The following is a 22,268-nucleotide window of genomic DNA, read 5'->3' as shown; positions in this document are numbered from 1 at the left end:
TGAAAACTTGATATTTTAACAATTAGTACTGGGGTAACTGTTCCAGCAAAAAGTTCACCGCTACTCTTATTTTGGGGATCTGGTATTTAAGCCCTTGGTATAAAAGATAAATTCCGGTTGAGTCGGCTTTAGAGACCCTAATATCTTGGCCTACGTCAAATTTAACTAAGCTACCCTGGGCTAATTGTTCACTGATCCCCCACTCGGGGAGTAAGGCGATCCCTTCTCCGGCCAGAGCTGCATTAACCAGAGTGGCACCATGATTACTGATTAAGCGAATGGGCGGCTGTAACTCCTGCCATTGTTGCTGGGCTTTATATAACCAAGGCAGCACCAACTCTGGACTTCGATAGCGTAAACAAGGGTGCAGGTTTAACTCTTCGGGGCTGGTGGGTTGGCCATGTAATGCCAAGTACTTTGGAGACGCGCAGAGTACAAAGCGGTTTTCCGATAGTCGTTTAGCGACGATCCGCTCGTCGGGGGCTTTCCCCCCTCTAATCGCGATATCTATTTGGTCACGGCGTAAGTTACTAAGCTGATCGCTAAAATGTAAATCAAGGATGATATCGGGGTATAGCTGTGAAAATTTATTGAGTACGGGGGCTAAACAAAGCTCTCCATAACTGGGCATGGCGCTGATCGATAGCATCCCACTTGGGTGTTGCTGCTGTTGCTTTAGCAAGTCTTCAGCATCACTCAAACCATGCAGTGCGGGTAATATCTGTTGGTAGTACAGCGCACCTAATTCAGTCAGTTTTACTTGCCGAGTGCTACGCTGTAATAACTGCTGCTTGAGTAAAGCTTCTAAATCAGAAATACGCCGTGATACCGAAGAAGGAGGTACAGAAAAGGCCTCCGCGGTTTGGGTGAAACTGCCAGATTCGGCCAAATGGGCAAAATAATGTAGTGCTCTGAGCTTATCCATAAAGACCTTTTTTGCTAAAAAGACAATAAAGTTTAGCTAAATAGGCTATTTATTCCAAGTGGGAGGTCTATTTATAATGATTTCGATAAAAATAATCGGCTTCGGCCTCTCAATGTTAAGGAAGTTTTATGTCTAGCTATCAATCAATTCACTTAGTTCAGCGCCCGCTTACGCATATTGAAGCGAGTTGTTTTGAGCTTCGCGAGCATTCTACTCACGCTTTAGCTGAGGGGCAGTTTCGTGTTAAGCAAACTCATATGTCACTTGATCCGGCGATGCGTGGTTGGATGAGTGCTGATACCGATAGCTACATTCCTCCTGTTGCACTGGGTGATGTGATGCGGGCTAGCGGTATCGCTGAAGTGATTGAATCAAATAATGCTAACTTTCCTGTAGGCGCAAGCGTTATGGGAATGTTTGGATGGACAGAGCAAGCGGTTAGCGATGGCACTGGTGTGAACATTGTGCCACCAGGCTTGCCTGCTGAAGCCGTATTGGCGGTTCTTGCTTTACCGGGTATGACCGCTGCGCAAGGTTTGTTGGAAATAGCAAAACCCAAAGCCGGCGAAACCTTGTTAGTGAGTGGCGCGGCTGGCTCAGTGGGATCATTGGTTGGTCAAATAGCCAAGGCTGAGGGCTTACGCGTTATCGGCGTGGCGGGCAGCGATGAGAAATGTCGCTGGCTGGTGGAAGAACTAGGTTTTGATGGCGCTGTGAATTACAAAACCGATGATATTGCCGCGCGAGTGGCAGAGTTAACGCCAGATGGCGTGGACATTTATTTTGAGAATACTGGCGGCGCAATTCAACAAGTCGCGGTTGATAATATGAATGCTTTTGGGCGCATTGTGGTGTGTGGGATGATCGCCGATTACAACAACGAAACCCCATCAGCGGGACCTAATTGGATCAGCGTTGTTAAAAAGCGTTTATCAATTCAGGGTTTTACCATGCCTGACCACTTTGACCGCGCGCCACAACTTATGCAGCAAGTCGGCGGCTATCTACAAGCCGGTAAATTGCAATACCGAGTGCATGTATTAGACGGCTTAGCATCAGCAATTGATGGTATTAATTTACTGTTTAGCGGTGAAAACCAAGGCAAGTTAATTGTGAAGTTGTAAGCGCAATTGTAAGAGCAAATGTAAGCGTTTGACCAAGCCGTTCGCGGCTTGGTCCTTTTTTTAGCTCAGCTAAACTCAATGCATCACTACAGATTCATCATCAATCGCCAAATAGTTGTCCAATTGGCTAATACGCTGGCACCACTTTCTAATTGCGGGGTACGCGTTTAGCTCAAAGCCACCCTCTTCGGCTACATGGGTATAAGCGTATAAAGCGATATCAGCGATGCTCATTTGCTCTCCAACAAAAAAGTCTTGCTGATTGAGCGTTTGCTCCATCACGTCCAGCGCGGCATAACCTTGCTTCATCTTGTCCTCTAATTGGGCTTGGCGTGTGTCGTTCATACCGGCGTGACCTAACCAAAAGCGTACCGAGGCAATATTAGGCTCGTGACTGTACTGCTCAAAGTTCATCCATTTTAATACTTGTGCCTGTTGCCAGCTATCTTGTGGCCAATATGCGCTATTCTGCGCGAGGTAAAATAATACGGCGTTAGACTCCGCTAGGCAGCGGCCGTCGTCGAACTGCAAGACGGGGATTTTGCCATTTGGGTTCAGTGCCAAAAACGCAGCGGTGCGTGTTTCTCCTGCAACAATGTTGTAGCACTTCACTTGAAATTCTTGCCCTAGCAGGCTGAGTAATAATCGAATTTTATAGCCATTTCCCGAAGGTAAGTAGTCGTGCAAAATCATTGCTGTTCCTTGCTTAACGAATAGGTATTTAGTGTGGCAAGTTGCTTGTGCTTTGAATAACGATTATTTTTGATGGCAACTATCAGTCTTGTTAATGGGTGAACATGGATATTGATGCTTTACGCAGCTTAGTGGCTTTTGTTGAAAGTGGCAGTTTTACCCGTGCCGCCAGCCAAACTTTTCGCACCCAATCAGCGATTAGTGCGCAAATGAAAAAGCTGCAACAAGAAAGTGATAGCCCTTTGTTTGAAAAAGAAGGGCGTAGCCTAGTACTTACCCCGGCAGGGCAAGCTTTGGCGAGTTATGCCCGTAGAATCGTCAGTTTACATGATCAAGCCGTGACCGAGCTTAAACACAGCAAGGCTAAAGTTGAGCTGCGTATAGGCTGTCCTGATGATTACAGTTTATCGATTTTGCCGCTATTTACCGAGATACTGCAGCAACAGATACCTAATTTGTACTTACGACTCCGAGCTGGACCAAGTTATCAGCTGCGTGAGCAGCTTGATCTGGGGGAACTAGACTTAGCCATACTTACTCGTCCCCCCGATAGTGATGAGGGTTTATTACTGCGTCACGACCAAGGTATTTGGGTCAGTTCCGCCACCAAAGATGTTTGCCAGCAACGGCCATTACCGCTAGCCTTATATGATACCGATTGCAAATTTCACAGCAGTGCGATTGATGGTTTAGATAAAGCGGAGATTGCCTATCACTTGATGGCGACCAGTGCTAACCATAGTGGTTTGTATGGTTTAGTTGCGCAGGGTTTGGCTGTAGCAGCCATGGCCCGTTCTAGCAAAGGTGAATTGCAAGAAATGTGCGCTGAAACAATGCCGCCGTTGCCGGCAATTGATATCGTAGTGGTTAGCGCTACCAAGCCTCATTTGGCTTGCAATCGCCCGACCCTAAAAAACATATGTGAACAATTTCGTCTTGCTGACCAGCAAGTGCAGAGCAAATTAAGCGACGTTGTGCTTAGTTAGCCTTTTTAACATAAGTAAGGATGCTGTATGAGTAGCGCCACTAGTCAAACCCAAGGTTTATTGCATTTTAGACTGTCATTAAGTCAGTTATTTGCAATTGGCACCTTAAAAGTGCGTGAAATTGTACCTTACACCCGGCTAACTGCACTGCCTCACTCTCACCAGTTCGTACTTGGCTCGGCGTCATTACGCGGGCAAACCATTTCGGTTATCGATATGGCTGCTGCGGTAGGTTATCGACCGATTGGTGAAGATGAGCGAGAAAGTTGCTCGATCATTATTACCGACGTAAGTCGGCAGACGGTTGGCTTTTTGGTGAGAGGTATTGAGAAAATCACCGAATGTCGCTGGCGTGACATCGATCCACCACCTAGCTCTTTAGGTAAAGACGCTTATGTCACTGGCGTGACCCGGGTTGATGATAAATTGGTTCAGTTACTCGATATTGAAAAACTGATTGCCAGTGTATTTCCTGATGATGAAGACCGGGTGAGGGTATCGGTAAGTTTGCCCGACCAAGCTATTTTGAGTCAGCTTAAAATCTTATTAGTTGATGATTCTGCCACGGCGCGTAAGCAGTTATCTAGCGCGCTAGACAGCATAGAAATTGATTATCAAATGGCCAGTGACGGCGCCACCGCATTTAAAATGATGCAACAGGCCGCTGCCAGTGGTAACCCGATTGATGTGTTGGTTAGTGATATCGAGATGCCGGGATTAGATGGTTACGAACTCACCTTTGAAGTGCGCAGTGACCCCGGTATAGCTGAAGCCTATATTATTTTGCATACCTCATTATCGAGTGAAATCAGTGTCGACCGAGCCAGCCAAGTGGGCGCTGATGAAGCGTTGACCAAGTTTGATGCGGGTGAACTGATTGATGCCATGTTGCGAGGGGCCGATCGGGTGTCTGGTGATGTTACCAAGAGTGCTTTGGCAAAAAAGAGCGGAATCCTTGAGGGCGTGCTTTAGCGCTAAGCAGGTCACTCTGCTACTATTAGCCTAAAGATGACTCAAGGATTTAACTAGGTAGATGAAAATAATTGTCATTGTTTATTTGCTTATCCATTCTTTTACATCTGTTGCTAGTAATATCTCTGTGGCCACCGATTTTTGGGAAGACTATAGCAACAAAGATGGCACCGGTTATTACTTCGCCTTGCTAAAGCGGGTGTTTCCTGAACACCAGTATGCCTTTCATTTTATGCCCTATCCTCGCTCAATTGCTATGCTCGAAAAACAACAAGTAGATTTGGTCTTTGGTGCCTCCGAAGATGAATTTGATAATGCCAATTGCTCTAGTTATATCGTCGAGGCCGATGTAACAGATATGCTGGTGTCAGAAGCATTTTACGATAGCTATATGTCACTTGATGATTTAGTGGGGAAACGCGTGGTGTCTCATCTTGGTTATGATTGGGCCGACTCGCTACCCGAAGGCACTAAGTATAGTGAATATTCTGATTTAACTCAGATGATTAAGTTATTGAAAAAGGGGCGGGTTGACGCGATTTTAGATTATCGGGCCGATATAGAAGCGCTGTTAGCGCTGGCCCCTGAGCTTGATGGCGGTATTGCCATCATTGATTCGGTCTTAAGCTACGGGTCCACCTTTTGCTTTGCTGCCACTGATAAGGGGGCTGAGCTGCTTAGCCAGTTTGAGCAAGTCATGCCATTGCTTATCGAAAGTGACGAGTTACATCAAATAATGATCGACCAAGTGGATAGCGATGTGGATTACCCATATTAACTATCTACCGGATACTCTCTTGGATAGCTGCCTGCTTTGATTTAGACTGCTCAGCCTTAATGTTTCCCATGAGTAATCAATGATGCAAGGACACCTTTCTAAAATGCGCGCCGAATTGGCAGAGCAAGTACAATACTACTTGCCCATTGGCGACCAAGAATTACATCTGAACCCGCTTATAGGTAAGTCCTTTGGCTTCGAATTTACCGGCAGTATTAATTGCCGTAGCTGCGGAAAAAAAACTAAAAAAAGCTACTCGCAAGGCCATTGCTTTGTTTGCATGCGTAAGCTGGCGAGTTGCGACATGTGCATCATGAAACCAGAAACTTGTCACTATGCCGAAGGAACTTGCAGGGAGCCTGAGTGGGGTGATACGTACTGTATGATCCCGCATTACGTTTATCTCGCTAATACTTCAGGCCTTAAAGTGGGTATTACCCGCCATAGCCAAATACCCACTCGATGGATAGACCAAGGTGCGACGCAAGCGCTACCTATTTTTAAAGTGGCGACTCGCCAGTTGTCGGGCCTTGTTGAGATTGAGTTAGCTAAGTTAGTGGCTGATAAAACCAACTGGCGCGCAATGTTAAAAGGTGATGCCATCGCACTAGACTTAGAGGCTGAGCGTGAGCGCTTGTTGCCGCAAATTGCTGAGGCCTTAGCCGAGCTGTCGGAGCGCTTTGGTTTCGACGCGGTAACGGCTTTGCCCGATGAGAAAGTGGTAGATTTACACTTTCCGGTTCAGCAATATCCTTCAAAAATTGCTAGTTTCAACCTAGACAAAGACCCTCTAGTACAAGGTGAATTACAAGGAATAAAGGGCCAGTATTTAATCTTTAACAATGGTGTGATAAATATCCGTAAGTTTGGCTCTTACCAAGTGAAATTGTTAGAGTCTTTAGCTGAGTAGCTTTGGCGCTCAATGAATCACCAATAGGTAACTAGATGACAACGCCCCGCTCCCAGAACAGGTTAACATGGATACTGATTTTATCAGTGTTCGCGCTTGCCTTGGCGTGGGGTGAACATCAATTGGAGCGCTTAGACCCGGCCCATTCTGAGGTACATTGTCAGCTTTGTTATCATTTAGAAAAACTCGCAACTGCAATCACTTGTAGTGCACTAATTACCGCATTGCTCAGTGGTGCAGTGAGTGCTATTAAATCCCACTACCGCTATCAAAATGTTGATGCGGTTACCGCGAGTGCGCGCTCCCCTCCCTCCATGAAACTAACCGTAAGAAACCTTTAATTTTTTAGTTAATCATGGATATACACAATGAAGTTACAGCCTATTTTTGTCGCGGGCCTAAGCCTGCTTAGCTGCGCAGTATATGCGCAATCAGCCCATCAACATGGGGTTGCAGAGTTATTTTTCGCCGCTTCAGGCGAACAATTAGATATCGACATTCACTCACCCGCCGATAACTTGTTGGGTTTTGAGCATGCTCCAGTTAACGAGCAGCAACAGCAATTATTGAGTGATGCACAATTGCAGGTGGCGCAAGCGATGCAACTGTTTACATTTGATGGTGGCGAATGTGAGTTAGAAAAAGTGACTCAGGACTGGGGGGCGTTAGAAGCCGAACACCATGAGCATGGTAAACATGACCATCATGATGTAGAGGAAGAACATCATGAGCATGATAAACACGACCATCATAGTGAGGCGGAAGAACATCATGAGCATGATAAACATGGCCATCATGATGAAGAGGAAGAACATCATGAGCATGATAAACACGACCATCATAGTGAAGCGGAAGAACATGATGCTCATGACCATGCTAAGCATCAAGATGATGAAGCCATGCATGAGCAGCACAATGAACTCGCAGAACCGGATAGCCACGATCATTCCAGCCATCAAGATGTGCGCTTGAGTTATCAGTTCCATTGCCATCAATTATCTACATTAACTGGCTTTGAGCTTCAGTGGTTTGAGGCCTTCCCACGGATCCAAGTATTTCATGTGCAAGGGGTTAGCGATAGCGGACAAACCGCCCTTGACGCTAAACCCAATCAAAATAAGGTGAAGCTATAAAATGACTCACTCTGCTTCTCTATTGCGTTTAGATGAAGTGGTGTTTGCGTGGCCGGGTGAACAGCACCCGGCCATTCACATTCCCCATTTAAACATTCAAGCTGCCAGTCATACCTTCATCCATGGGCCTAGCGGTTGTGGTAAGTCGACCCTATTGAGCTTAATAGCTGGGGTGATAAGCCCACAGCGCGGGCGGCTTGAATTTATGGGACAGGACTGCGCCAGCCTGTCTGCTGCGAAGCGAGACCAATTACGCGCTGACAATATTGGTTATGTATTTCAGCAGTTTAATTTGTTGCCTTATTTATCCGTATTAGACAATGTTGCTTTGGCTTGTCAGTTTTCTAGGCTACGTAAACAGCGCGCCTTGAGTCGCTCAGCCACGGTGCTTGAAGAAGCGCGGCGCTTACTGGCGCATCTACAATTGCCCGACAAACAGCTCGAGCAGCCGGTAGGCCAACTGAGCATTGGCCAGCAGCAACGGGTAGCTGCCGCGCGTGCCATGATTGGCTCACCGGCGCTTATTATTGCCGACGAACCCACCTCTGCTTTAGATAAAACTAACCGCGAACACTTTATGAACTTGCTGATGGCTGAACTAAAACACTGTGACAGTAGTTTATTATTGGTGAGCCATGATCATGAGTTAGCTGAACGTTTTGAGCAAGTGGTTGATTTACCCGCGCTTAATTTAGGAGGCCAGCATGAGCTTGCTTAAACTCGCCGGACATAGCCTTTGGGCAAGGCGTGGTACCGCCTTATTAAGCTTATTTACTATTGCCTTAAGTGTTGCTTTACTCCTTGGTGTAGAGAATCTGCGTACCCAAGCTAAATCGAGTTTTGCCTCGACCATCTCGGGTACCGATTTAATTGTGGGGGCGCGCAGTGGTCCTACTCAACTACTTCTCTATTCAGTATTTCGCATTGGTAACGCGACCAATAATATTAGTTGGGACAGTTATCAAGAGATCGCCGGTCAGTCTTCAGTGAAGTGGTCGATTCCTATTTCGCTGGGTGATTCACATCGCGGTTATCGAGTCATGGGCACAACCAATAGCTTTTTTGACCATTACCAATATGCCAATAAACAGCCTTTACGCTTTGCAAAAGGGCAGGCCTTGAATGATACTTTCGAGGTGGTTCTAGGGGCTGAAGTGGCCCGCAAGTTAGGCTATCAACTGGGTGATAAGATTGTGGTTGCCCATGGTATTGCCGCAGTTAGCTTTGTTAATCATGATCAATACCCGTTTGTGGTCAGCGGTATATTAAAACCAACCGGTACGCCAGTTGATCGCACGGTTATCACTACTTTAGCGGGGATTGAAGCTATTCATTTAGCGCCTCAAAGCGACCCCTACAGTGCGCAACAGCTTACGCCGTCTAGCATTACAGCCATGATGTTAGGGACTCAGTCTAAGTTACAAATTTTTAGTCTACAGCGGCAAATAAACCAGTATAAGAATGAGGCTTTGTTAGCGATATTGCCGGGCGTAGCCTTGCAAGAATTGTGGAGCATTTTAAGCATCGCTGAAAGCGCACTGCTAGCAGTGTCTATTTGTGTGGTAATTACCGGTTTAATGAGTATGTTAACCACCTTAATGGTGAGCTTAAAAGAGCGCCGCAGAGAAATGGCTATTTTGCGTTCGGTAGGGGCTAAACCGAGACATATTTTTGGTTTGTTACTGATTGAAGCGCTATTGCTGAGTGGACTAGGTGCCCTAATGGGCCTAGCTAGCATGTATTTAATTTTGGCTGCGGCAAAGCCTATCTTACTTAATCAATTTGGCTTCTACCTAATATTGACTTGGCCAAGTCTAGAGCAGTGGTATTTATTGTTGGCGGTAGTGGTGATTGGCTTTATTGCAGGCGTACTGCCTGCTTGGCGTGCTTATCGTTATTCGCTTAGCGATGGCATGAGCATAAAAATTTAAATAGGAGCGATGATGAAACTTGCTTATTACCTGGTTGGCCTAGTGCTGTTGAGCGTGAATGCTCAGGCTGATGGCGTAGATGTTTGGGACCAGCTATTACCCGAAAATGAAAGACAAATGAGTATGCCTGAGGTTGACCATAACGCGCCGATGAACGAAGCGGGTCAGCAAAACCTCAATGTTAGCGTTAATCAAGACTTAGACGGCACGCCGATCCGTATTCCGGGTTTCATTGTGCCTCTAGACAGTGAGGGGGAGTTAGTGACCGAGTTTTTGTTGGTACCCTACTTTGGCGCGTGTTTGCATTATCCGCCACCGCCACCTAACCAAATTGTTTATGTGACTTATAAGCAGGGTTTACAATTAGAAGACTTGTGGGAACCCATATGGGTTGAAGGAACCATTCATACCCAAATTCAAGACGTTGAGGGTGTGGCCACCGTCGGATATTCGATCACTGAGCCTAAGTCGATAGTGTTATATACCGACTAATCTAAGACGATGGTAAGGGCAATATACGGCACGATGTAGAAGGCAATAATGGCCGTTTTATAGAGTGCCAGCCCTAAGTAATGAAAGCGGTCAAATTTTTCTACGCTAAGGTTAAACCACTTAGAATGCCATTTATACGTCCAATCGTGGGCTAAGGTTAAAAAAGCAAACCAATACAAAAGCACTGCTACGTTGATAAGCGCTCCCCAGCCAAGGGCGCTACGAATTAAATCAAGCTCCACCGAATCACCTTTTGATGGTCTAAAGTTACTACTAAATCTACCATGACTTAGCGGTGCTGCAAGTTATGGGGCTTAATCCACGGTAAATTCTTGCTCAAAAATGAGCTTTTGCTGCTGATTGACGACGCTGACACGCCAATTGCCACGACTACTCATATCAAACTGTTTACTCGAATTAGTACGCCAGCGTTGCCCGCCAATCGCTAAATCTACACTGGCACGTAATTGTTGACCTTGATACCAATGCACCTGCACTTGCTGCCCCTGCATACCGCGTAGCTCTAAAAAGAGATAGGCAACATTTTGCTCGCTAAGCGTAATACGCGTGAGTGTATCGAGTGGCTCGCGTCGGCTAATGCCACTGGTAAGCTGCGCCCGCGGTAATTGTTGATTAATCCACCTTGGTGCTTGCTTAGCCAATGTGGGTTCAGTTATTAATCTCTCGCTTTCCTGTGTAATCAATAGTTGTTCAGAGGTGTTTACCTCGCTTGAACGTTGCTCGTCAGAGACAACTTGAATGGCGCTTGCTTGACTTAACCTGGTTGTATCAGAGGCGGCTTGCGTTGCGCTTGCTTGACTTAACGTGGCTGTCTCAGAGGCAGCTTGTGTTGCGCTTGCCTGACTTAACGTGGTTGTCTCATAGGCGGCTTGCGTTGCGCTTGCTTGACTTAACGTGGTTGTCTCATAGGCGGCTTGCGTTGCGCTTGCTTGACTTAACGTGGTTGTCTCAGAGGCGGTTTGATTAGGGTTTGTCTGAGCTAACGCTGGAGTGTCTGAGCTAGCCTGTGCAGTCGCTTGATTTAAAGCTTGTGAGTCTAGTACTGCCTTGCTTGCAGCCTTCTCTATATTGTTTGGTTGCGGGTGTGTTTGCTCCGGAACGGGCAAACTTATTGCCGTTGTTTCAAGGGGGGCGCTTGAGCTAGAGTCATCAATCGCTACTGCGATAGGCGCTGCAATTAGCCTTGAGCTTGGGCTTTCTGCAGGCCAAAAGCGATAAATAAGTACGCCAACTAACAGGATGAGTATGCTGAGAGCGGCAAAAATCTTACCTAAATCAAAGGGGGCTTTAGGTGCGAGTACTTTATTTACTGACGGTTGTTGTGGCGTAGCTACTGAGTTGACTTGGATCTTAATGCGTACTTGTTCTGCCATGATTGAGGGTGTGCCCCATACTCCTAATGTATTACGAGCTGATTTTACCTATTATCGAGCGGAGCCGCCATTGATTTACCAGATTAGCACTAATGGCGCTTAGTCTATTCATAGCGATTTACTTTAACTGTTTAGTAAAAGCCTTAGCGAAGAGTGGTCCACTGATACTGACATTTGCGCGCGTCGATTATCTGCCCGTTTGCTGGTGGTTCGAAGGTGCAACTAATTATCACTTTATTACTGGGTGTTAATTATATTTTACATTTGGCTTTTTCTATGCCACCTTAGTTTTAATCTGTTTAGGATCAAGGGTGAAGAGGACGTTAATGGAAACTAGCGCTAAACAACCGTTAATCGGTGTGATTACTTGTCATAAGCCACAGGGTGCTTATCAGGTTCAAAGTGTCAATGAGTTTTACTTAAATGCCTTAAGCGAATATGGCGCTAGCCCAGTAATACTAACTCATCAGCTAAGTGGAGATACCTTAGGCCGAGTGCTCGCACAGCTTGACGGAGTATTGTTAACTGGTAGTCATTCTAACGTGCACCCTAGCTTATATGGGGCTAGCCATTTGGAACCACAATTAGACGCCGGCAGAGATAGTCTGGCTTTTGCTATTGTTGAATATTCTAAACAGCACGCTCTGCCAGTGCTGGGTATTTGCCGCGGTTTTCAAGAGATGAACGTTGCCTTAGGTGGCAGCTTACACCATAAGGTTTATCAGCTAGAAGGCAGCATTGAGCATCGCGAACCCGATACCGAAGATTTTAATCAAAAATACGCTGATCAGCATCGCCTCAAGCTAGCCACAGATAGTTGGCTGGCAAAATGGCTAAATAGTCATACTGCCGACGTTAACTCTCTACATAATCAAGGCGTGAAGCGTTTAGCTGACGGCTTAATTATAGAAGCTCAAGCTGAAGATGGCTTGGTTGAAGCCTATCGATTGGCCGAACATCCATTTTTTTATGCGGTGCAGTGGCACCCCGAGTGGCAAGCTAAAAGCAATCTTATCTCGCAAGCTATTTTTGGGCATTTTGTTCAAGCAGCTCAACAGCATCAGCCATAAGCGACACCATTACTTTAGGGGGGGGCTATGCAACAACACACCGATTCTTATTATGCGGCAACGGCAAATAACAGCCGTCAATTTCCGCAACTACAGGCAGATCTACGCTGTGATATATGTATTGTTGGTGGTGGTTTTAGCGGACTATCTTCAGCCTTACATTTAGCTGAGAAAGGCTTTCATGTGGTGGTGCTTGAAAGTGTCAAAGTTGGCTTTGGTGCGACTGGACGTAATGGTGGGCAAATCGTAAATAGCTACAGCCGCGACGTGGATGTCATCGAGCAGCGTTATGACAAAGATACTGCGCAAGCGTTAAATGAAATGATTTTTGAAGGCGGCGAAATCATTCGCTCACGAATTGCCGACTACAACATTGATTGTGACTACCAACAAGGCGGAGTGTTCGCTGCGTTCAATGCTAAGCAATTAGCCGGTTTAGCCGAGCAAAAAGCTAACTGGGAACGCTTTGGCAATCATCAGCTGGAATTGTTAGATAAAGCTCAGCTAGAAAAAGTAGTAGGCACCAGCGCTTATCATGGCGGTTTATTAGATATGAAAGGCGGCCATATTCACTCGCTTAATTTAGCCTTAGGTGAAGCTGAGGCCATATTGGCATTAGGCGGTGAAATCTACGAACAATCGGCGGTGATTGATTATCAAAGTGGCGAGCCTGCTAAAGTCACCACTGAACATGGCAGTGTTACCGCTAACTATTTACTGTTTGCTGGAAATGCCTATTTGGGTGAGTTAGAACCTAAGCTGAGTGACAAGGCGATACGCTGTGGCACTCAAGTGGTAGCGACAGAGCCTTTGAGTGATCAGCTATGCCAACAGCTATTGCCGCAAAATTATTGTGTGGAAGACTGTAACTATTTGCTCGACTACTACCGTATAACGGCTGATAAGCGACTGCTTTTTGGTGGTGGCGTAGTCTATGGGGCGAAGCCATTAGCCTCTATTGAGCGACAAATTCGCCCCAAATTTGAAGCCTTGTTTCCTCAGCTAAAGCAAGTCAGCATTGATTACGCTTGGACCGGTAATTTTTTATTGACCTATTCGCGCATGCCGCAGTTTGGTCGCTTAGACAGCAACATATATTACTTACAAGGTTACAGTGGGCATGGTCTTACTTGCACCCATTTAGCGGGTAAATTATTGGCTGAAGTCATCAGCGAGCAATCTCAACGTTTTGATGTATTTGCCTCGTTAAACCACTATCGCTTTCCAGGAGGGCGTCATTTGCAAGTGCCGTTCACCGCATTAGGGGCGGTGTATTACAATTTGCGAGATAAGTTGGGGATTTAGCCACTTGGCTGGGCCTTGTGGCTGGGGGGCCCTGTTTGGTTTAAACGCTAACGGTTTTGGTCTGCGCCACCACCGAATCACGTTTAACTAGGGTGGGCACATATTTGTGTAGCGGGGCGACGCTGCCTCCGCTGGCTAAAGCCAAGGACATTTCAGCCGCTTTCATGGCCATCATCTCTATTGGATAACGCATTGTTGTTAACTTGGGGCGCAAGTAGCGTGATAACAATACGTCGTCAAAGCCGATGACTGAAATATCTTCTGGAACTCGGTAACCATTATCACATAACACAGTGATTGCCCCAGATGCCATGGAATCGTTATAAACGATCAGTGCGGTAAAATCTAAGCCTCTAGCTAGGAGGTTTTGGGCTGCTATCTCACCGCCAATTTCATTGGGTTCAGACGAAGCGATAGCGTGCTCTGCCAAGGGCGCGCCATGCTCACTGAGGGCATTTTTAACCCCTTGCAAGCGTAAGCGGGGGTCTTCAATATCGTAGTTACTGGTTATACATGCGATGTTGCTATGGCCCAAGGATAATAAATGACGCGCTGCTGCTTCACCGCCAGCCTGGTTGTCTAACCATACACAGCGATGGGCAATTTCGGGAATATAGCGGTTGATCAATACCATTGCGGGCACTGCTTCGGCATAGTCAATTAACGCCTGATTACTCAAGGCTTTAGAGTGTACCACCAAGGCTTGGCAACGCTGTTCTAATAAGGTTTCGATAGCTCGTTTTTCTGTTTCGGCACTCACTAAACCGTTACTAATGAGCAATTGGATATTGTTGTTGCGGGTAACCTTTTCTACTCCGCCTGCTAGGGTGGCAAAAAATGGGTCGGTGAGTTCACTAAATACTAAACCTAAAGTAGGATTGGTTTGAGTCACCAAAGCGCGCGCATTAGCGTTAGGCCGGTAACCGAGTTCTAACATTACTTTTTTTACTAAGTCGCGGTTTTTAGCACTTACTTTTGGGCCATTATTTACCACTCGTGATACCGTGGCAACAGACACGCCAGCGGCGGCAGCTACGTCTTTAATTGTGGCCATTTGCTCTCCATAAACAAGCTAATTGTGTTGTTAAGCCTAGGTCTTTATTTAGCGAGGCTGTATCAAGTGCGTTAATCTAGGCACCCACTACAATGTATCCATTCAATCTAGCAAATGTAGCGTAAAAGTGGAAACGTTTTCCTTTGTAGCGATTGTCAGTAGAAGGGATAAACTGCGCGTTTTGGAGCGCTTAACTCAGGCTGTTGGTGAACGATTATATTGAATAAATCGCTCAGCGAGGCTTGCCGATGTGTGTTTGGCCGCTTAAAGTAGCGCTAGCTATTTTTTCTCATCCAAGGAGCGCCTTGTGAGCGTAACAAGAACTTTCCCCGCTACCCGCATGCGTCGTATTCGCCGCCATGACTTTTCGCGCCGTTTAGCCTGTGAAAATCAGCTTACAGTGGATGACCTCATTTATCCTATGTTCGTTATTGAGGGCGACAATCAGACTGAAAGCGTGGCTTCTATGCCTGGGGTATATCGTTTTAGTATTGATTTGCTACTGAAAGAGGCAGAGCAATTAGTGTCTTTAGGGGTGCCAATGATTGCCCTGTTTCCGGTGACGCCGCTCGAGCAAAAATCACTATTAGCTGAACAAGCTTATGCTGCTGATGCCCTTGCACAACGGGCCGTTCGAGCCCTTAAACAGGCTTTTCCTGAGCTGGGTATAATGACTGACGTCGCTTTAGATCCCTTTACCACCCACGGTCAAGACGGCATTATTGATGAGCAAGGTTATGTGCAAAACGACATCACCACTGAAATTTTAGTCAAGCAAGCCTTGTCCCACGCAGCAGCTGGAGCCGATGTGGTTGCTCCATCTGACATGATGGATGGGCGAATTGCTGCAATTCGTGAAGCGCTTGAAGAGGCGGGTTTTCACAACACCTTGATTATGGCTTATTCGGCTAAGTATGCTTCTAGCTATTACGGCCCATTTCGCGATGCCGTGGGAAGCTCTGCTAACCTAAAAGGTGGCAATAAGAAAACCTATCAGATGGACCCTGCTAATGGTCAAGAAGCCTTACATGAAGTGGCCTTAGATATTGAAGAAGGGGCTGACATGGTGATGGTTAAGCCTGGTATGCCTTATTTGGATGTGGTGCGCCAAGTGAAAGATACCTTTGCCGTGCCCACCTTTGCTTATCAAGTGAGCGGAGAGTATGCGATGCATAAAGCGGCAATACAAAATGGCTGGTTAGCTGAGCGCCCCGTTGTATTAGAATCATTGTTGGCCTTTAAACGTGCTGGCGCCGATGGGATTTTGAGCTACTTCGCTAAAGATGTCGCGCAGTGGTTAAGCGAAGATAAGTAGTTAACGTCCTCATTGATCACTATTAACACTGCTTGGGATTTGGCTTTGCCATTATGAGAAAACTGTTAGCTGCGTTGTTGGGTTTAGCGCTGGTTTTGTTGCTGGGTATATTGTTGCTATTGGCGTTAACGTTATCTAAACAAGCCACTGTATACGCCCCTGCTTCGGTTAGTGCTGGGCAGGTTGCTGAATCTAAACAGTGGCTAAAAACCAATCTTGCACACTACCGCAGTGCTCAACAAGTGATTGAGGTACAGTTAAACCAGCAGCAAATGCAGGGCTTATTAGCTTTGGCCTCTACTGCGCTTAAGGGGCTCAATGCCGAAGCGGAATACCAGTCACAACAGTTACTGATTAGCGCCAGTTTAGCCCTGCCTAATTCTGTCTTCAGTGCTTATATTAATAGCCAAATAACGGTATTGTCTTCAGCAGACGGGTTGCGCTTAGGCGACTGGCAGCTGGGCGGTTTACGGCTGCCGGGGAGTTTTGCACAGTCTTTGGCTACTGGTGCATTAGCCCACCTGTTTCCTGAGCTAAAAGTGGCAGAACTACTAGCCAGTGTTGTTAGTGTTAAAGTCAACCCTCAGCAATTGGATGTCACTTTACAACCCATGGCCAATTTGGGTTTACGGGTAGCGAGTGTCTACAAAAACATCAGTCAGTGGCAAAACCCTAGCAGTCATCACTTACCGGTTGATGTGTATTACCAAAAACTTTCAACGCTAAAGCGGCAATATGGTCAGCGGCAAGCTATCTCCCTCTATGATTATTTGTATCCTTTAAGTTTTGATGCGGCAATCCGCGGGAAACAAGGTGAAGTGCTCGCTGAGCAGCAAGCTTTAGTGTGGGCGATGGCCATTTTTTTTAGTCAAGGGGCGTTCCAGCAACTGATGGTGCAGCGCTTTGATCAGCCTATAATTTTAGAAGCTGCACCCACTAACGTAACCCTTGCAGGGCGAAGAGACCTATTGCTGCATTTTGTATATTCAGCAGGTTTGAGCTTAGCCGCAGAGCGAGGTTTTAGTGCTTCCATTGGTGAGTTTAAAGAGCTATTTGACTCGCTTGAGGGTGGCAGTGGTTTTAGTTTTGCAGATCTAGCGGCAGACCGCACTGGCATTATGTTCGCCGAAACGGCGAGAAATGCCGATAAAGCCCAGCAGTTTTTGTCGGTCATGCGTCATGCTCATTCAGAGGAGGCTTTTTTCCCTCGAATTGACGATCTTACCGAAGGCATCAGTGAACAACAGTTTAGCCAAGTATACGGCTCCACCAGTTCGGAGCTATACCAGCAAAAAGTGTTTTTTATTGACCAGCGAATTGCTCATTTAGCGGCCTTTAAATCGCCAAAAGACTAAGCAAATATTAGCAAGGCACTCCCTAAAAGGCATAAGCTAGCACTTAGCCATGCTGAACGCGTGGGGGCTTGTTTAGTCACTATCCAAAGCAACGGCAGCACCAATACCGGAGAGGTAGAAGACAATAGCGCTACCACAGATAAGTCGCCATAGCGCAAAGCATAGAGCATTAAGGTCATACCGACAGCCATCGCTAGAAAGCCATTGCTCGCTATCATTAAAAACAAGGGCCTGCTTAGCGGGGCCTGCGCTCGCGCCATTTTGTGACCGCTGAGCCATAATAGCCAGTGGGCAGCAAACGCACTGGTCATACGCAGAGCGGAGCCTGCAACGGGGTCAATTTGTGCCAGTTCAGGATTGCTCATCATGGGTTTGAGCATGACCGTGCCGATGCTTTGACAAAGCGCAGCGGTTAAACCTAGAGCGACAGCAATACTCACCGTGCCTGATATGGTCTCCCAGCTGTGTTGCTCTGATTTGCGACCAAAACTGACTGCCAGCACTACGCTCAAAAATAAACACGCTGCGCCGAGTAGCGACCAGCCAAACAACGCTTCGTTAAATAACCATACGCCTAAAAAAGCCGAAAAAGCGGCATGGCAGGCAAATAACAAACTGGCGCGGCGTGGCCCTAGTCGATTCATGCAGGCGAATAACGCGGTATCGCCAACAAATACCCCCACAAAGCCTGACAGCGCGAATAAACCAGCTTGCTCGATGCTAATCATTTGCCACTGATTATTGAAAACTGCCGCGCTAAGCAACATGATGCTCACCAGTCCCATGCGCCAACGACTATAGGCGAACGCGCCTAATTGGCGGCTTGGTGTCACCGAAATTAAGCTAGTAAAAGCCCACAATGCTGCGGCTAATAGAGCTAACCATTCATAGTTCAAAGTGGCGGCCTAATCGCAAATATAGAAAGAGCATTGGCAGGGCACTAGGCGGGTACAGAGTGTTTAGGCTTAATCCAAGCTGCCACAAAAGTATTACGCCCTTTACCTTTGGCTGCGTACATGGCGTGGTCAGCCTCAATGAGCAATTTTGAAAGGTGTTGGCTCTGTGTGTCAAAGGCGAGCCCCATACTGATGGTCATTCGCTGCCGGTGCCGGTGCTGCTGATGCTGCCAGGGTTTACTCGCGACATGCTGAACCAGTTGTAACGCTAAATACTGTGCTTGTGGCCGCTTGCAATTAGGCCACAAAATACAGAACTCATCTCCCCCAAAGCGGGCGAACATCAGCTCTTCGGGCAACACCTCTTGAATAGTGGCCACTACGTGTTTTAGTGCCTCGTCGCCTGCATGGTGGCCATGTTGGTCGTTAATGGCTTTGAACTTGTCAATATCAAACAACATTACGGCCATGCTCGCTACAGAACTACATGCTTGCTCAAGTTGTCGTTCTAGCTCTCGGCGATTCAAAATGTTAGTCAAAGGGTCAATTCGTGCTTGTTTTGCCAGATGGTTGTGTGCCCGTTGTGTATCGACAGAAAACAGTTTTGCAACCAGACTCAGTAAAATGGCGCAATTGATAAACACCAAAGCCATTGAGCTATGCCTTTGCTCGATGTTACTGGGATACATAGGCTCACTTGGCCAGTAAAATACCGCAAAAAAGGCCACGCTAATCAAGGCGAGTAAAGCATTGCGAATGGACGGTTTGTTTTGCCAAAGTAAGAAGGCAACCGGATACAATATTACCAGATGGAAGAATATAAGAGATTCAATGCCAAACCAGCGGGTTGAGGCGAGGGTAATATCCAGAACAAATACCGTGATCATCCAGGCGCGTGCTAATTCATTTTGATTTAGCCAATTCAGCAAAAGAGTGGCGCAGTAAGCGAGTATGACTATGCCGTTAATCAGCCAAAATTCAGTGGCTGTAATGTTGAATTCGAGCGCTTGTACGAAAACGTTGAGGATCAACAAAGGCAGGCCAATAACAATGAAAAGATTGGTCATGCGAACGGCGTGGCGCTGTCCTTTACGGGTACCAATGTTGAGAATGTTATTGAGCAACCGTGATCCTTACAGTTACGACTTAATAGATGCTTAGTGTATAAGACATCAAGTGAAACAAATGTGAAACCGCTTAAACTGCCGACTATTGCTGCTTAGTGGCCTCAGTCAATGGCGGTGTAACGCTAATTACACCGCCAAATGCTTAATCTAAGTGATTAATTAGCCATGCTATCGCGTCAGCATATACAGGCGTCATTAGCGGTTCTAATTGCGCTAGGCTGGTGAGTAATTGCTGGCGGTCGGCAATACTAATGTTGATATGACCGACTTTTCGACCAGGGCGAACCTCTTTGCCATACCAAAAAACTTCGATACCCGGCACGCTTAACCATTGCTGATTATATTCAACACCAATCAGATTGAGCATTACACTTTGGGTTTTCACTAGGGGCTGAACCAAGGGCAAGTCTGCTACGGCGCGAATATGCGCTTCAAACTGACTTAAGCTAGATCCCGCTTGAGTCCAATGTCCGCTATTGTGAACGCGTGGCGCGATTTCGTTTATTAATAGCTTATCACCTACCTGGAAGCACTCCATGGTCATCACCCCGACATAGTCGAGCGCGTCCATTAGCTTGCCAAGCATCGTTTCTGCTTGGCCTTGCAGCGGCGTTTTGCTAGCAACAGGTGACACGGTAGCGAGCAAAATACCTTCATGGTGCTGATTAATAGCCAGAGGGTAAAAAGCAGTATCACCATTAGCATGGCGCATGCCAATTAACGAAACTTCTTCGTCAAAGTTAATCGCTTGCTCGGCAATACAATGGTCTAACCATTCTTGCGGTATCGCGCGTTGCTCGGCACTACCTTGTTGCTTAAGCCAATGTTGGCCTTTTCCGTCGTAGCCGCCAGAGCGCTGTTTTAACAATACCCGCTCGCCGAGCTCGGCAAACAGTTGCTCGGCGCTGTGTTTTTGTTTCACATCAACCCACGGCGCGGTGGCTAAACCTAAAGAGTCAAGGAGCTTCTTTTGACTGGCACGGTCGGCTAACTGCGCCAGTGCAGGCCCATTGAGAAAACTTGGGTGCTGAGTGAGTTGCTCGGTGGCTGCTGTAACGGGCCAGTGCTCACGCTCAACCGTAATGATGTCGTTGCTGGCGATAGCAAAGGTGTCGGTTTCGTCAGTTTCCACTGGACGAACCTCGATATTCAGTGGTTGAGCGGCATGTTTAAGCATGGCGCCTAATTGACCTGCACCTAAGATCCAAATTTTGTTCATTGTACTCACCTAACTTACTCGGCTACACGTGGATCTGGGTGGGCTAACACCGATTCAGTTTGCGCACTGCGGAATGCTTCAATACGCTCTGCTAGTTGTGGGTTAGTTGTTGCCAAGATTTGCGCGGCAAACAAGCCAGCATTATAAGCACCCGCAGTGCCAATGGCTAAGGTGCCAACTGCTACGCCTTTAGGCATCTGGGCAATTGACAGTAAGCTGTCCATGCCATTTAAGGCTTTGCTTTGAACCGGAACACCTAATACCGGTAAACGGGTTTTCGACGCAACCATGCCTGGTAAATGGGCTGCACCGCCTGCACCACCAATAATCACTTTGATACCACGGTCAGCCGCGTTGGCCGAGAATTCCATAAGTTTGTCGGGAGTGCGGTGAGCGCTAACTACTTCAACCTCAAATTCTACGCCTAATTGTTCTAATACTTCGGCGGCGTTTTCCATGGTTGGCCAATCGCTTTTTGACCCCATGATGATGGCAACTTGTGGTTGTGGCATTGTATTCTCCTCGACTTAAATAGCACAGTGGTAACACGTTTTATGGCAGTAACCGAAATGTTGACTGCTCGCGGGCGCAGTGTGCCAGCCTCGCCTGCTAAGGTCAATATTAGCGCAACGCTTGAACTTAAAAGTGACCAAATTATAAGTTAAAAGGCCATTATCTCTATTTTCAGCAAAATTTGTGTTTGGCTGATCTTTTTATGTCATCTAAATAGGCTATCTTTAAATAAGCGTGGAGTACTAGCTGGAGCTAGTAATCTTATTTATGCAGGAGGCATTATGCGATGTATTGTTGGCTTACTATTCTTGGTCTCTCAGTCCTTATACGCAGCAACGGTTGAATTGCATTTACCGGTTTACTCCGATGACTCACACATTTATTACCACGAGCTGCTAGAGCAAGCGCTATTGGACGCGGGTCATCAGCCGCAGATTATCTTGTCGTCTAATTTGCCGCAAAAGAGAGCGGAATCAATGTTGCGCAATGGACAATTGAGCTTGGTGTGGCTGTTGGCCACCGAGGAGCGAAATCAAGATCCAGCCTTCACCCCAATTAAAATTGGTTTGACCAACGGCCTAATTGGCCATCGTCTGTTACTCGTGCCGAAGTCGGATGTAGATAGCTATCGCTTTGTGTCTAACTTAGATGATTTTAAAGCGCTAGATAAAACCGGCGGCTTTGGTAAAAATTGGTTCGATGTTGCGGTGTGGCAGCACAACCAGTTAGCAACAGTCGAAGTTGACGGCGAGTGGCGCCGTTTATACAAAATGGTGGCGAATAAAAAGCGTGGCATTGATTATTTTTCACGTGGCTTTACTGAAATCATTAATGAGTCTCTGCAGCATCCTTACTTAGCGATTGAGCCCTACTTGTTGTTAAATTATCAGCGAGATTTTCAGTTTTATGTGAGTAGTAAAGACCCTACATTAGCCCCCATATTAGAACAAGCATTAGAAAAAGCGGTTGATAGTGGCTTAATGGACAAAATGATTGAAGAATTTTGGCGAGAAGATTTTGATTTGCTGAATTATCGTAAGCGGGTGGTGATACCTTTAGCTACACCGAAGTAGCGG

At 46.6% G+C, this 22,268-nt stretch carries 24 protein-coding genes; 15 read left to right on the top strand and 9 right to left on the bottom strand.

Annotated elements, in window-relative coordinates; translation table 11 throughout:
* Nucleotides 1-22: 22 nt before the first annotated feature.
* A complete protein-coding gene (locus tag M0C34_RS20315; protein ID WP_248713470.1) occupies nucleotides 23-925 on the bottom strand; it encodes a LysR family transcriptional regulator in 903 nt (300 codons plus the stop codon).
* A gap of 128 nt (nucleotides 926-1,053) precedes the next feature.
* Between M0C34_RS20315 and M0C34_RS20310 the strand changes: the two genes are divergently transcribed.
* Entirely contained in the window at nucleotides 1,054-2,049 is a 996-nt protein-coding gene (locus tag M0C34_RS20310; RefSeq protein ID WP_248713469.1) for an NADP-dependent oxidoreductase, read from the top strand.
* A gap of 75 nt (nucleotides 2,050-2,124) precedes the next feature.
* On the opposite strand, the gene M0C34_RS20305 is transcribed toward M0C34_RS20310, so the two are convergent.
* Nucleotides 2,125-2,742 (bottom strand): glutathione S-transferase family protein, encoded by a 618-nt coding sequence (locus M0C34_RS20305; RefSeq protein ID WP_248713468.1) that lies wholly within the window; start codon nucleotides 2,740-2,742, stop codon nucleotides 2,125-2,127.
* Between the two features lie 104 nt (nucleotides 2,743-2,846).
* On the opposite strand from M0C34_RS20305, the gene M0C34_RS20300 reads away from it, so the two are divergent.
* The 9 genes from M0C34_RS20300 (at nucleotide 2,847) to M0C34_RS20260 (ending at nucleotide 9,944) form a co-directional block, all read left to right on the top strand.
* Complete coding sequence (locus M0C34_RS20300; RefSeq protein ID WP_248713467.1) at nucleotides 2,847-3,728, top strand: LysR substrate-binding domain-containing protein; 882 nt, start codon at nucleotides 2,847-2,849, stop codon at nucleotides 3,726-3,728.
* A 27-nt stretch (nucleotides 3,729-3,755) separates the two neighbouring features.
* Entirely contained in the window at nucleotides 3,756-4,700 is a 945-nt protein-coding gene (locus tag M0C34_RS20295) for a chemotaxis protein (RefSeq protein ID WP_248713466.1), read from the top strand.
* 61 nt (nucleotides 4,701-4,761) lie between these two features.
* Nucleotides 4,762-5,478 (top strand): substrate-binding periplasmic protein, encoded by a 717-nt coding sequence (locus M0C34_RS20290; RefSeq protein WP_248713465.1) that lies wholly within the window; start codon nucleotides 4,762-4,764, stop codon nucleotides 5,476-5,478.
* Between the two features lie 82 nt (nucleotides 5,479-5,560).
* A complete protein-coding gene (locus tag M0C34_RS20285) occupies nucleotides 5,561-6,388 on the top strand; it encodes a DUF2797 domain-containing protein (RefSeq protein ID WP_248715678.1) in 828 nt (275 codons plus the stop codon).
* Between the two features lie 35 nt (nucleotides 6,389-6,423).
* Nucleotides 6,424-6,729, top strand: a complete 306-nt coding sequence (locus M0C34_RS20280; RefSeq protein WP_248713464.1) for a hypothetical protein — start codon at nucleotides 6,424-6,426, stop codon at nucleotides 6,727-6,729.
* Between the two features lie 27 nt (nucleotides 6,730-6,756).
* Nucleotides 6,757-7,521: a ZrgA family zinc uptake protein gene (locus tag M0C34_RS20275; RefSeq protein WP_248713463.1), complete on the top strand. Its 765-nt coding sequence runs from the start codon at nucleotides 6,757-6,759 to the stop codon at nucleotides 7,519-7,521.
* 1 nt (nucleotide 7,522) lies between these two features.
* Nucleotides 7,523-8,239: an ABC transporter ATP-binding protein gene (locus tag M0C34_RS20270; RefSeq protein ID WP_248713462.1), complete on the top strand. Its 717-nt coding sequence runs from the start codon at nucleotides 7,523-7,525 to the stop codon at nucleotides 8,237-8,239.
* Nucleotides 8,226-9,452, top strand: a complete 1,227-nt coding sequence (locus M0C34_RS20265) for an ABC transporter permease (protein ID WP_248713461.1) — start codon at nucleotides 8,226-8,228, stop codon at nucleotides 9,450-9,452. Before M0C34_RS20270 ends, M0C34_RS20265 begins: the two co-directional genes overlap by 14 nt.
* Before the next feature lie 9 nt (nucleotides 9,453-9,461).
* Nucleotides 9,462-9,944, top strand: coding sequence for a DUF3299 domain-containing protein (locus tag M0C34_RS20260; protein WP_248713460.1), 483 nt, complete (start codon nucleotides 9,462-9,464; stop codon nucleotides 9,942-9,944).
* On the opposite strand, the gene M0C34_RS20255 is transcribed toward M0C34_RS20260, so the two are convergent.
* Both M0C34_RS20255 and M0C34_RS20250 read right to left on the bottom strand, forming a co-directional pair.
* Nucleotides 9,941-10,186 carry a DUF6868 family protein gene (locus tag M0C34_RS20255; RefSeq protein WP_248713459.1) on the bottom strand — a complete coding sequence of 82 codons (246 nt, stop codon included), beginning with the start codon at nucleotides 10,184-10,186 and terminating at the stop codon, nucleotides 9,941-9,943. The two genes, M0C34_RS20260 and M0C34_RS20255, sit on opposite strands and share 4 nt — an antisense overlap.
* 72 nt (nucleotides 10,187-10,258) lie before the next feature.
* Nucleotides 10,259-11,338, bottom strand: coding sequence for a DUF2914 domain-containing protein (locus tag M0C34_RS20250; RefSeq protein ID WP_248713458.1), 1,080 nt, complete (start codon nucleotides 11,336-11,338; stop codon nucleotides 10,259-10,261).
* Nucleotides 11,339-11,664: 326 nt separating this feature from the next.
* Here M0C34_RS20250 and M0C34_RS20245 point away from each other — a divergent pair, with 326 nt between their 5' ends.
* Entirely contained in the window at nucleotides 11,665-12,408 is a 744-nt protein-coding gene (locus M0C34_RS20245; protein WP_248713457.1) for a gamma-glutamyl-gamma-aminobutyrate hydrolase family protein, read from the top strand.
* Nucleotides 12,409-12,435: 27 nt separating this feature from the next.
* Nucleotides 12,436-13,713: an NAD(P)/FAD-dependent oxidoreductase gene (locus tag M0C34_RS20240; protein ID WP_248713456.1), complete on the top strand. Its 1,278-nt coding sequence runs from the start codon at nucleotides 12,436-12,438 to the stop codon at nucleotides 13,711-13,713.
* A 40-nt stretch (nucleotides 13,714-13,753) separates the two neighbouring features.
* On the opposite strand, the gene M0C34_RS20235 is transcribed toward M0C34_RS20240, so the two are convergent.
* The gene (locus M0C34_RS20235) at nucleotides 13,754-14,767 is read right to left on the bottom strand and encodes a LacI family DNA-binding transcriptional regulator (RefSeq protein ID WP_248713455.1); all 1,014 of its coding nucleotides are present in this window, start codon (nucleotides 14,765-14,767) and stop codon (nucleotides 13,754-13,756) included.
* Nucleotides 14,768-15,074: 307 nt separating this feature from the next.
* Here M0C34_RS20235 and hemB point away from each other — a divergent pair, with 307 nt between their 5' ends.
* Nucleotides 15,075-16,082, top strand: a complete 1,008-nt coding sequence (gene hemB, locus M0C34_RS20230; protein WP_256469299.1) for a porphobilinogen synthase — start codon at nucleotides 15,075-15,077, stop codon at nucleotides 16,080-16,082.
* Nucleotides 16,083-16,135: 53 nt separating this feature from the next.
* Nucleotides 16,136-17,437: a YfiM family lipoprotein gene (locus M0C34_RS20225; protein ID WP_248713454.1), complete on the top strand. Its 1,302-nt coding sequence runs from the start codon at nucleotides 16,136-16,138 to the stop codon at nucleotides 17,435-17,437.
* Here the strand turns inward: M0C34_RS20225 and M0C34_RS20220 are convergent.
* The 4 genes from M0C34_RS20220 to purE form a co-directional block, all read right to left on the bottom strand.
* Entirely contained in the window at nucleotides 17,434-18,333 is a 900-nt protein-coding gene (locus M0C34_RS20220) for a DMT family transporter (protein WP_248713453.1), read from the bottom strand. The genes M0C34_RS20225 and M0C34_RS20220 overlap by 4 nt on opposite strands.
* 44 nt (nucleotides 18,334-18,377) lie before the next feature.
* Nucleotides 18,378-19,457: a GGDEF domain-containing protein gene (locus M0C34_RS20215; RefSeq protein ID WP_248713452.1), complete on the bottom strand. Its 1,080-nt coding sequence runs from the start codon at nucleotides 19,455-19,457 to the stop codon at nucleotides 18,378-18,380.
* Between the two features lie 145 nt (nucleotides 19,458-19,602).
* The gene (gene purK, locus M0C34_RS20210; RefSeq protein WP_248713451.1) at nucleotides 19,603-20,679 is read right to left on the bottom strand and encodes a 5-(carboxyamino)imidazole ribonucleotide synthase; all 1,077 of its coding nucleotides are present in this window, start codon (nucleotides 20,677-20,679) and stop codon (nucleotides 19,603-19,605) included.
* Between the two features lie 14 nt (nucleotides 20,680-20,693).
* Nucleotides 20,694-21,191, bottom strand: a complete 498-nt coding sequence (purE, locus tag M0C34_RS20205; RefSeq protein ID WP_248713450.1) for a 5-(carboxyamino)imidazole ribonucleotide mutase — start codon at nucleotides 21,189-21,191, stop codon at nucleotides 20,694-20,696.
* A 282-nt stretch (nucleotides 21,192-21,473) separates the two neighbouring features.
* Between purE and M0C34_RS20200 the strand changes: the two genes are divergently transcribed.
* Complete coding sequence (locus M0C34_RS20200) at nucleotides 21,474-22,265, top strand: type 2 periplasmic-binding domain-containing protein (RefSeq protein ID WP_248713449.1); 792 nt, start codon at nucleotides 21,474-21,476, stop codon at nucleotides 22,263-22,265.
* Nucleotides 22,266-22,268: the final 3 nt, after the last annotated feature.

Origin of the sequence: Agarivorans sp. TSD2052 (assembly GCF_023238625.1) — a bacterium.
Taxonomy (GTDB): domain Bacteria; phylum Pseudomonadota; class Gammaproteobacteria; order Enterobacterales; family Celerinatantimonadaceae; genus Agarivorans.
The sequence above is the reverse complement of the archived record's forward strand: the minus strand, read 5'-3'. Positions and strand labels throughout refer to the sequence as shown.

What these genes read in the sequence shown, in the direction of transcription:
- M0C34_RS20315 (WP_248713470.1), bottom strand. Translation starts at nt 925, where the DNA reads ATGGATAAGCTCAGAGCACTACATTATTTTGCCCATTTGGCCGAATCT.
- M0C34_RS20310 (WP_248713469.1), top strand. Translation starts at nt 1,054, where the DNA reads ATGTCTAGCTATCAATCAATTCACTTAGTTCAGCGCCCGCTTACGCAT.
- M0C34_RS20305 (WP_248713468.1), bottom strand. Translation starts at nt 2,742, where the DNA reads ATGATTTTGCACGACTACTTACCTTCGGGAAATGGCTATAAAATTCGA.
- M0C34_RS20300 (WP_248713467.1), top strand. Translation starts at nt 2,847, where the DNA reads ATGGATATTGATGCTTTACGCAGCTTAGTGGCTTTTGTTGAAAGTGGC.
- M0C34_RS20295 (WP_248713466.1), top strand. Translation starts at nt 3,756, where the DNA reads ATGAGTAGCGCCACTAGTCAAACCCAAGGTTTATTGCATTTTAGACTG.
- M0C34_RS20290 (WP_248713465.1), top strand. Translation starts at nt 4,762, where the DNA reads ATGAAAATAATTGTCATTGTTTATTTGCTTATCCATTCTTTTACATCT.
- M0C34_RS20285 (WP_248715678.1), top strand. Translation starts at nt 5,561, where the DNA reads ATGCAAGGACACCTTTCTAAAATGCGCGCCGAATTGGCAGAGCAAGTA.
- M0C34_RS20280 (WP_248713464.1), top strand. Translation starts at nt 6,424, where the DNA reads ATGACAACGCCCCGCTCCCAGAACAGGTTAACATGGATACTGATTTTA.
- M0C34_RS20275 (WP_248713463.1), top strand. Translation starts at nt 6,757, where the DNA reads ATGAAGTTACAGCCTATTTTTGTCGCGGGCCTAAGCCTGCTTAGCTGC.
- M0C34_RS20270 (WP_248713462.1), top strand. Translation starts at nt 7,523, where the DNA reads ATGACTCACTCTGCTTCTCTATTGCGTTTAGATGAAGTGGTGTTTGCG.
- M0C34_RS20265 (WP_248713461.1), top strand. Translation starts at nt 8,226, where the DNA reads ATGAGCTTGCTTAAACTCGCCGGACATAGCCTTTGGGCAAGGCGTGGT.
- M0C34_RS20260 (WP_248713460.1), top strand. Translation starts at nt 9,462, where the DNA reads ATGATGAAACTTGCTTATTACCTGGTTGGCCTAGTGCTGTTGAGCGTG.
- M0C34_RS20250 (WP_248713458.1), bottom strand. Translation starts at nt 11,338, where the DNA reads ATGGCAGAACAAGTACGCATTAAGATCCAAGTCAACTCAGTAGCTACG.
- M0C34_RS20245 (WP_248713457.1), top strand. Translation starts at nt 11,665, where the DNA reads ATGGAAACTAGCGCTAAACAACCGTTAATCGGTGTGATTACTTGTCAT.
- M0C34_RS20240 (WP_248713456.1), top strand. Translation starts at nt 12,436, where the DNA reads ATGCAACAACACACCGATTCTTATTATGCGGCAACGGCAAATAACAGC.
- M0C34_RS20235 (WP_248713455.1), bottom strand. Translation starts at nt 14,767, where the DNA reads ATGGCCACAATTAAAGACGTAGCTGCCGCCGCTGGCGTGTCTGTTGCC.
- M0C34_RS20225 (WP_248713454.1), top strand. Translation starts at nt 16,136, where the DNA reads ATGAGAAAACTGTTAGCTGCGTTGTTGGGTTTAGCGCTGGTTTTGTTG.
- purK (WP_248713451.1), bottom strand. Translation starts at nt 20,679, where the DNA reads ATGAACAAAATTTGGATCTTAGGTGCAGGTCAATTAGGCGCCATGCTT.
- purE (WP_248713450.1), bottom strand. Translation starts at nt 21,191, where the DNA reads ATGCCACAACCACAAGTTGCCATCATCATGGGGTCAAAAAGCGATTGG.
- M0C34_RS20200 (WP_248713449.1), top strand. Translation starts at nt 21,474, where the DNA reads ATGCGATGTATTGTTGGCTTACTATTCTTGGTCTCTCAGTCCTTATAC.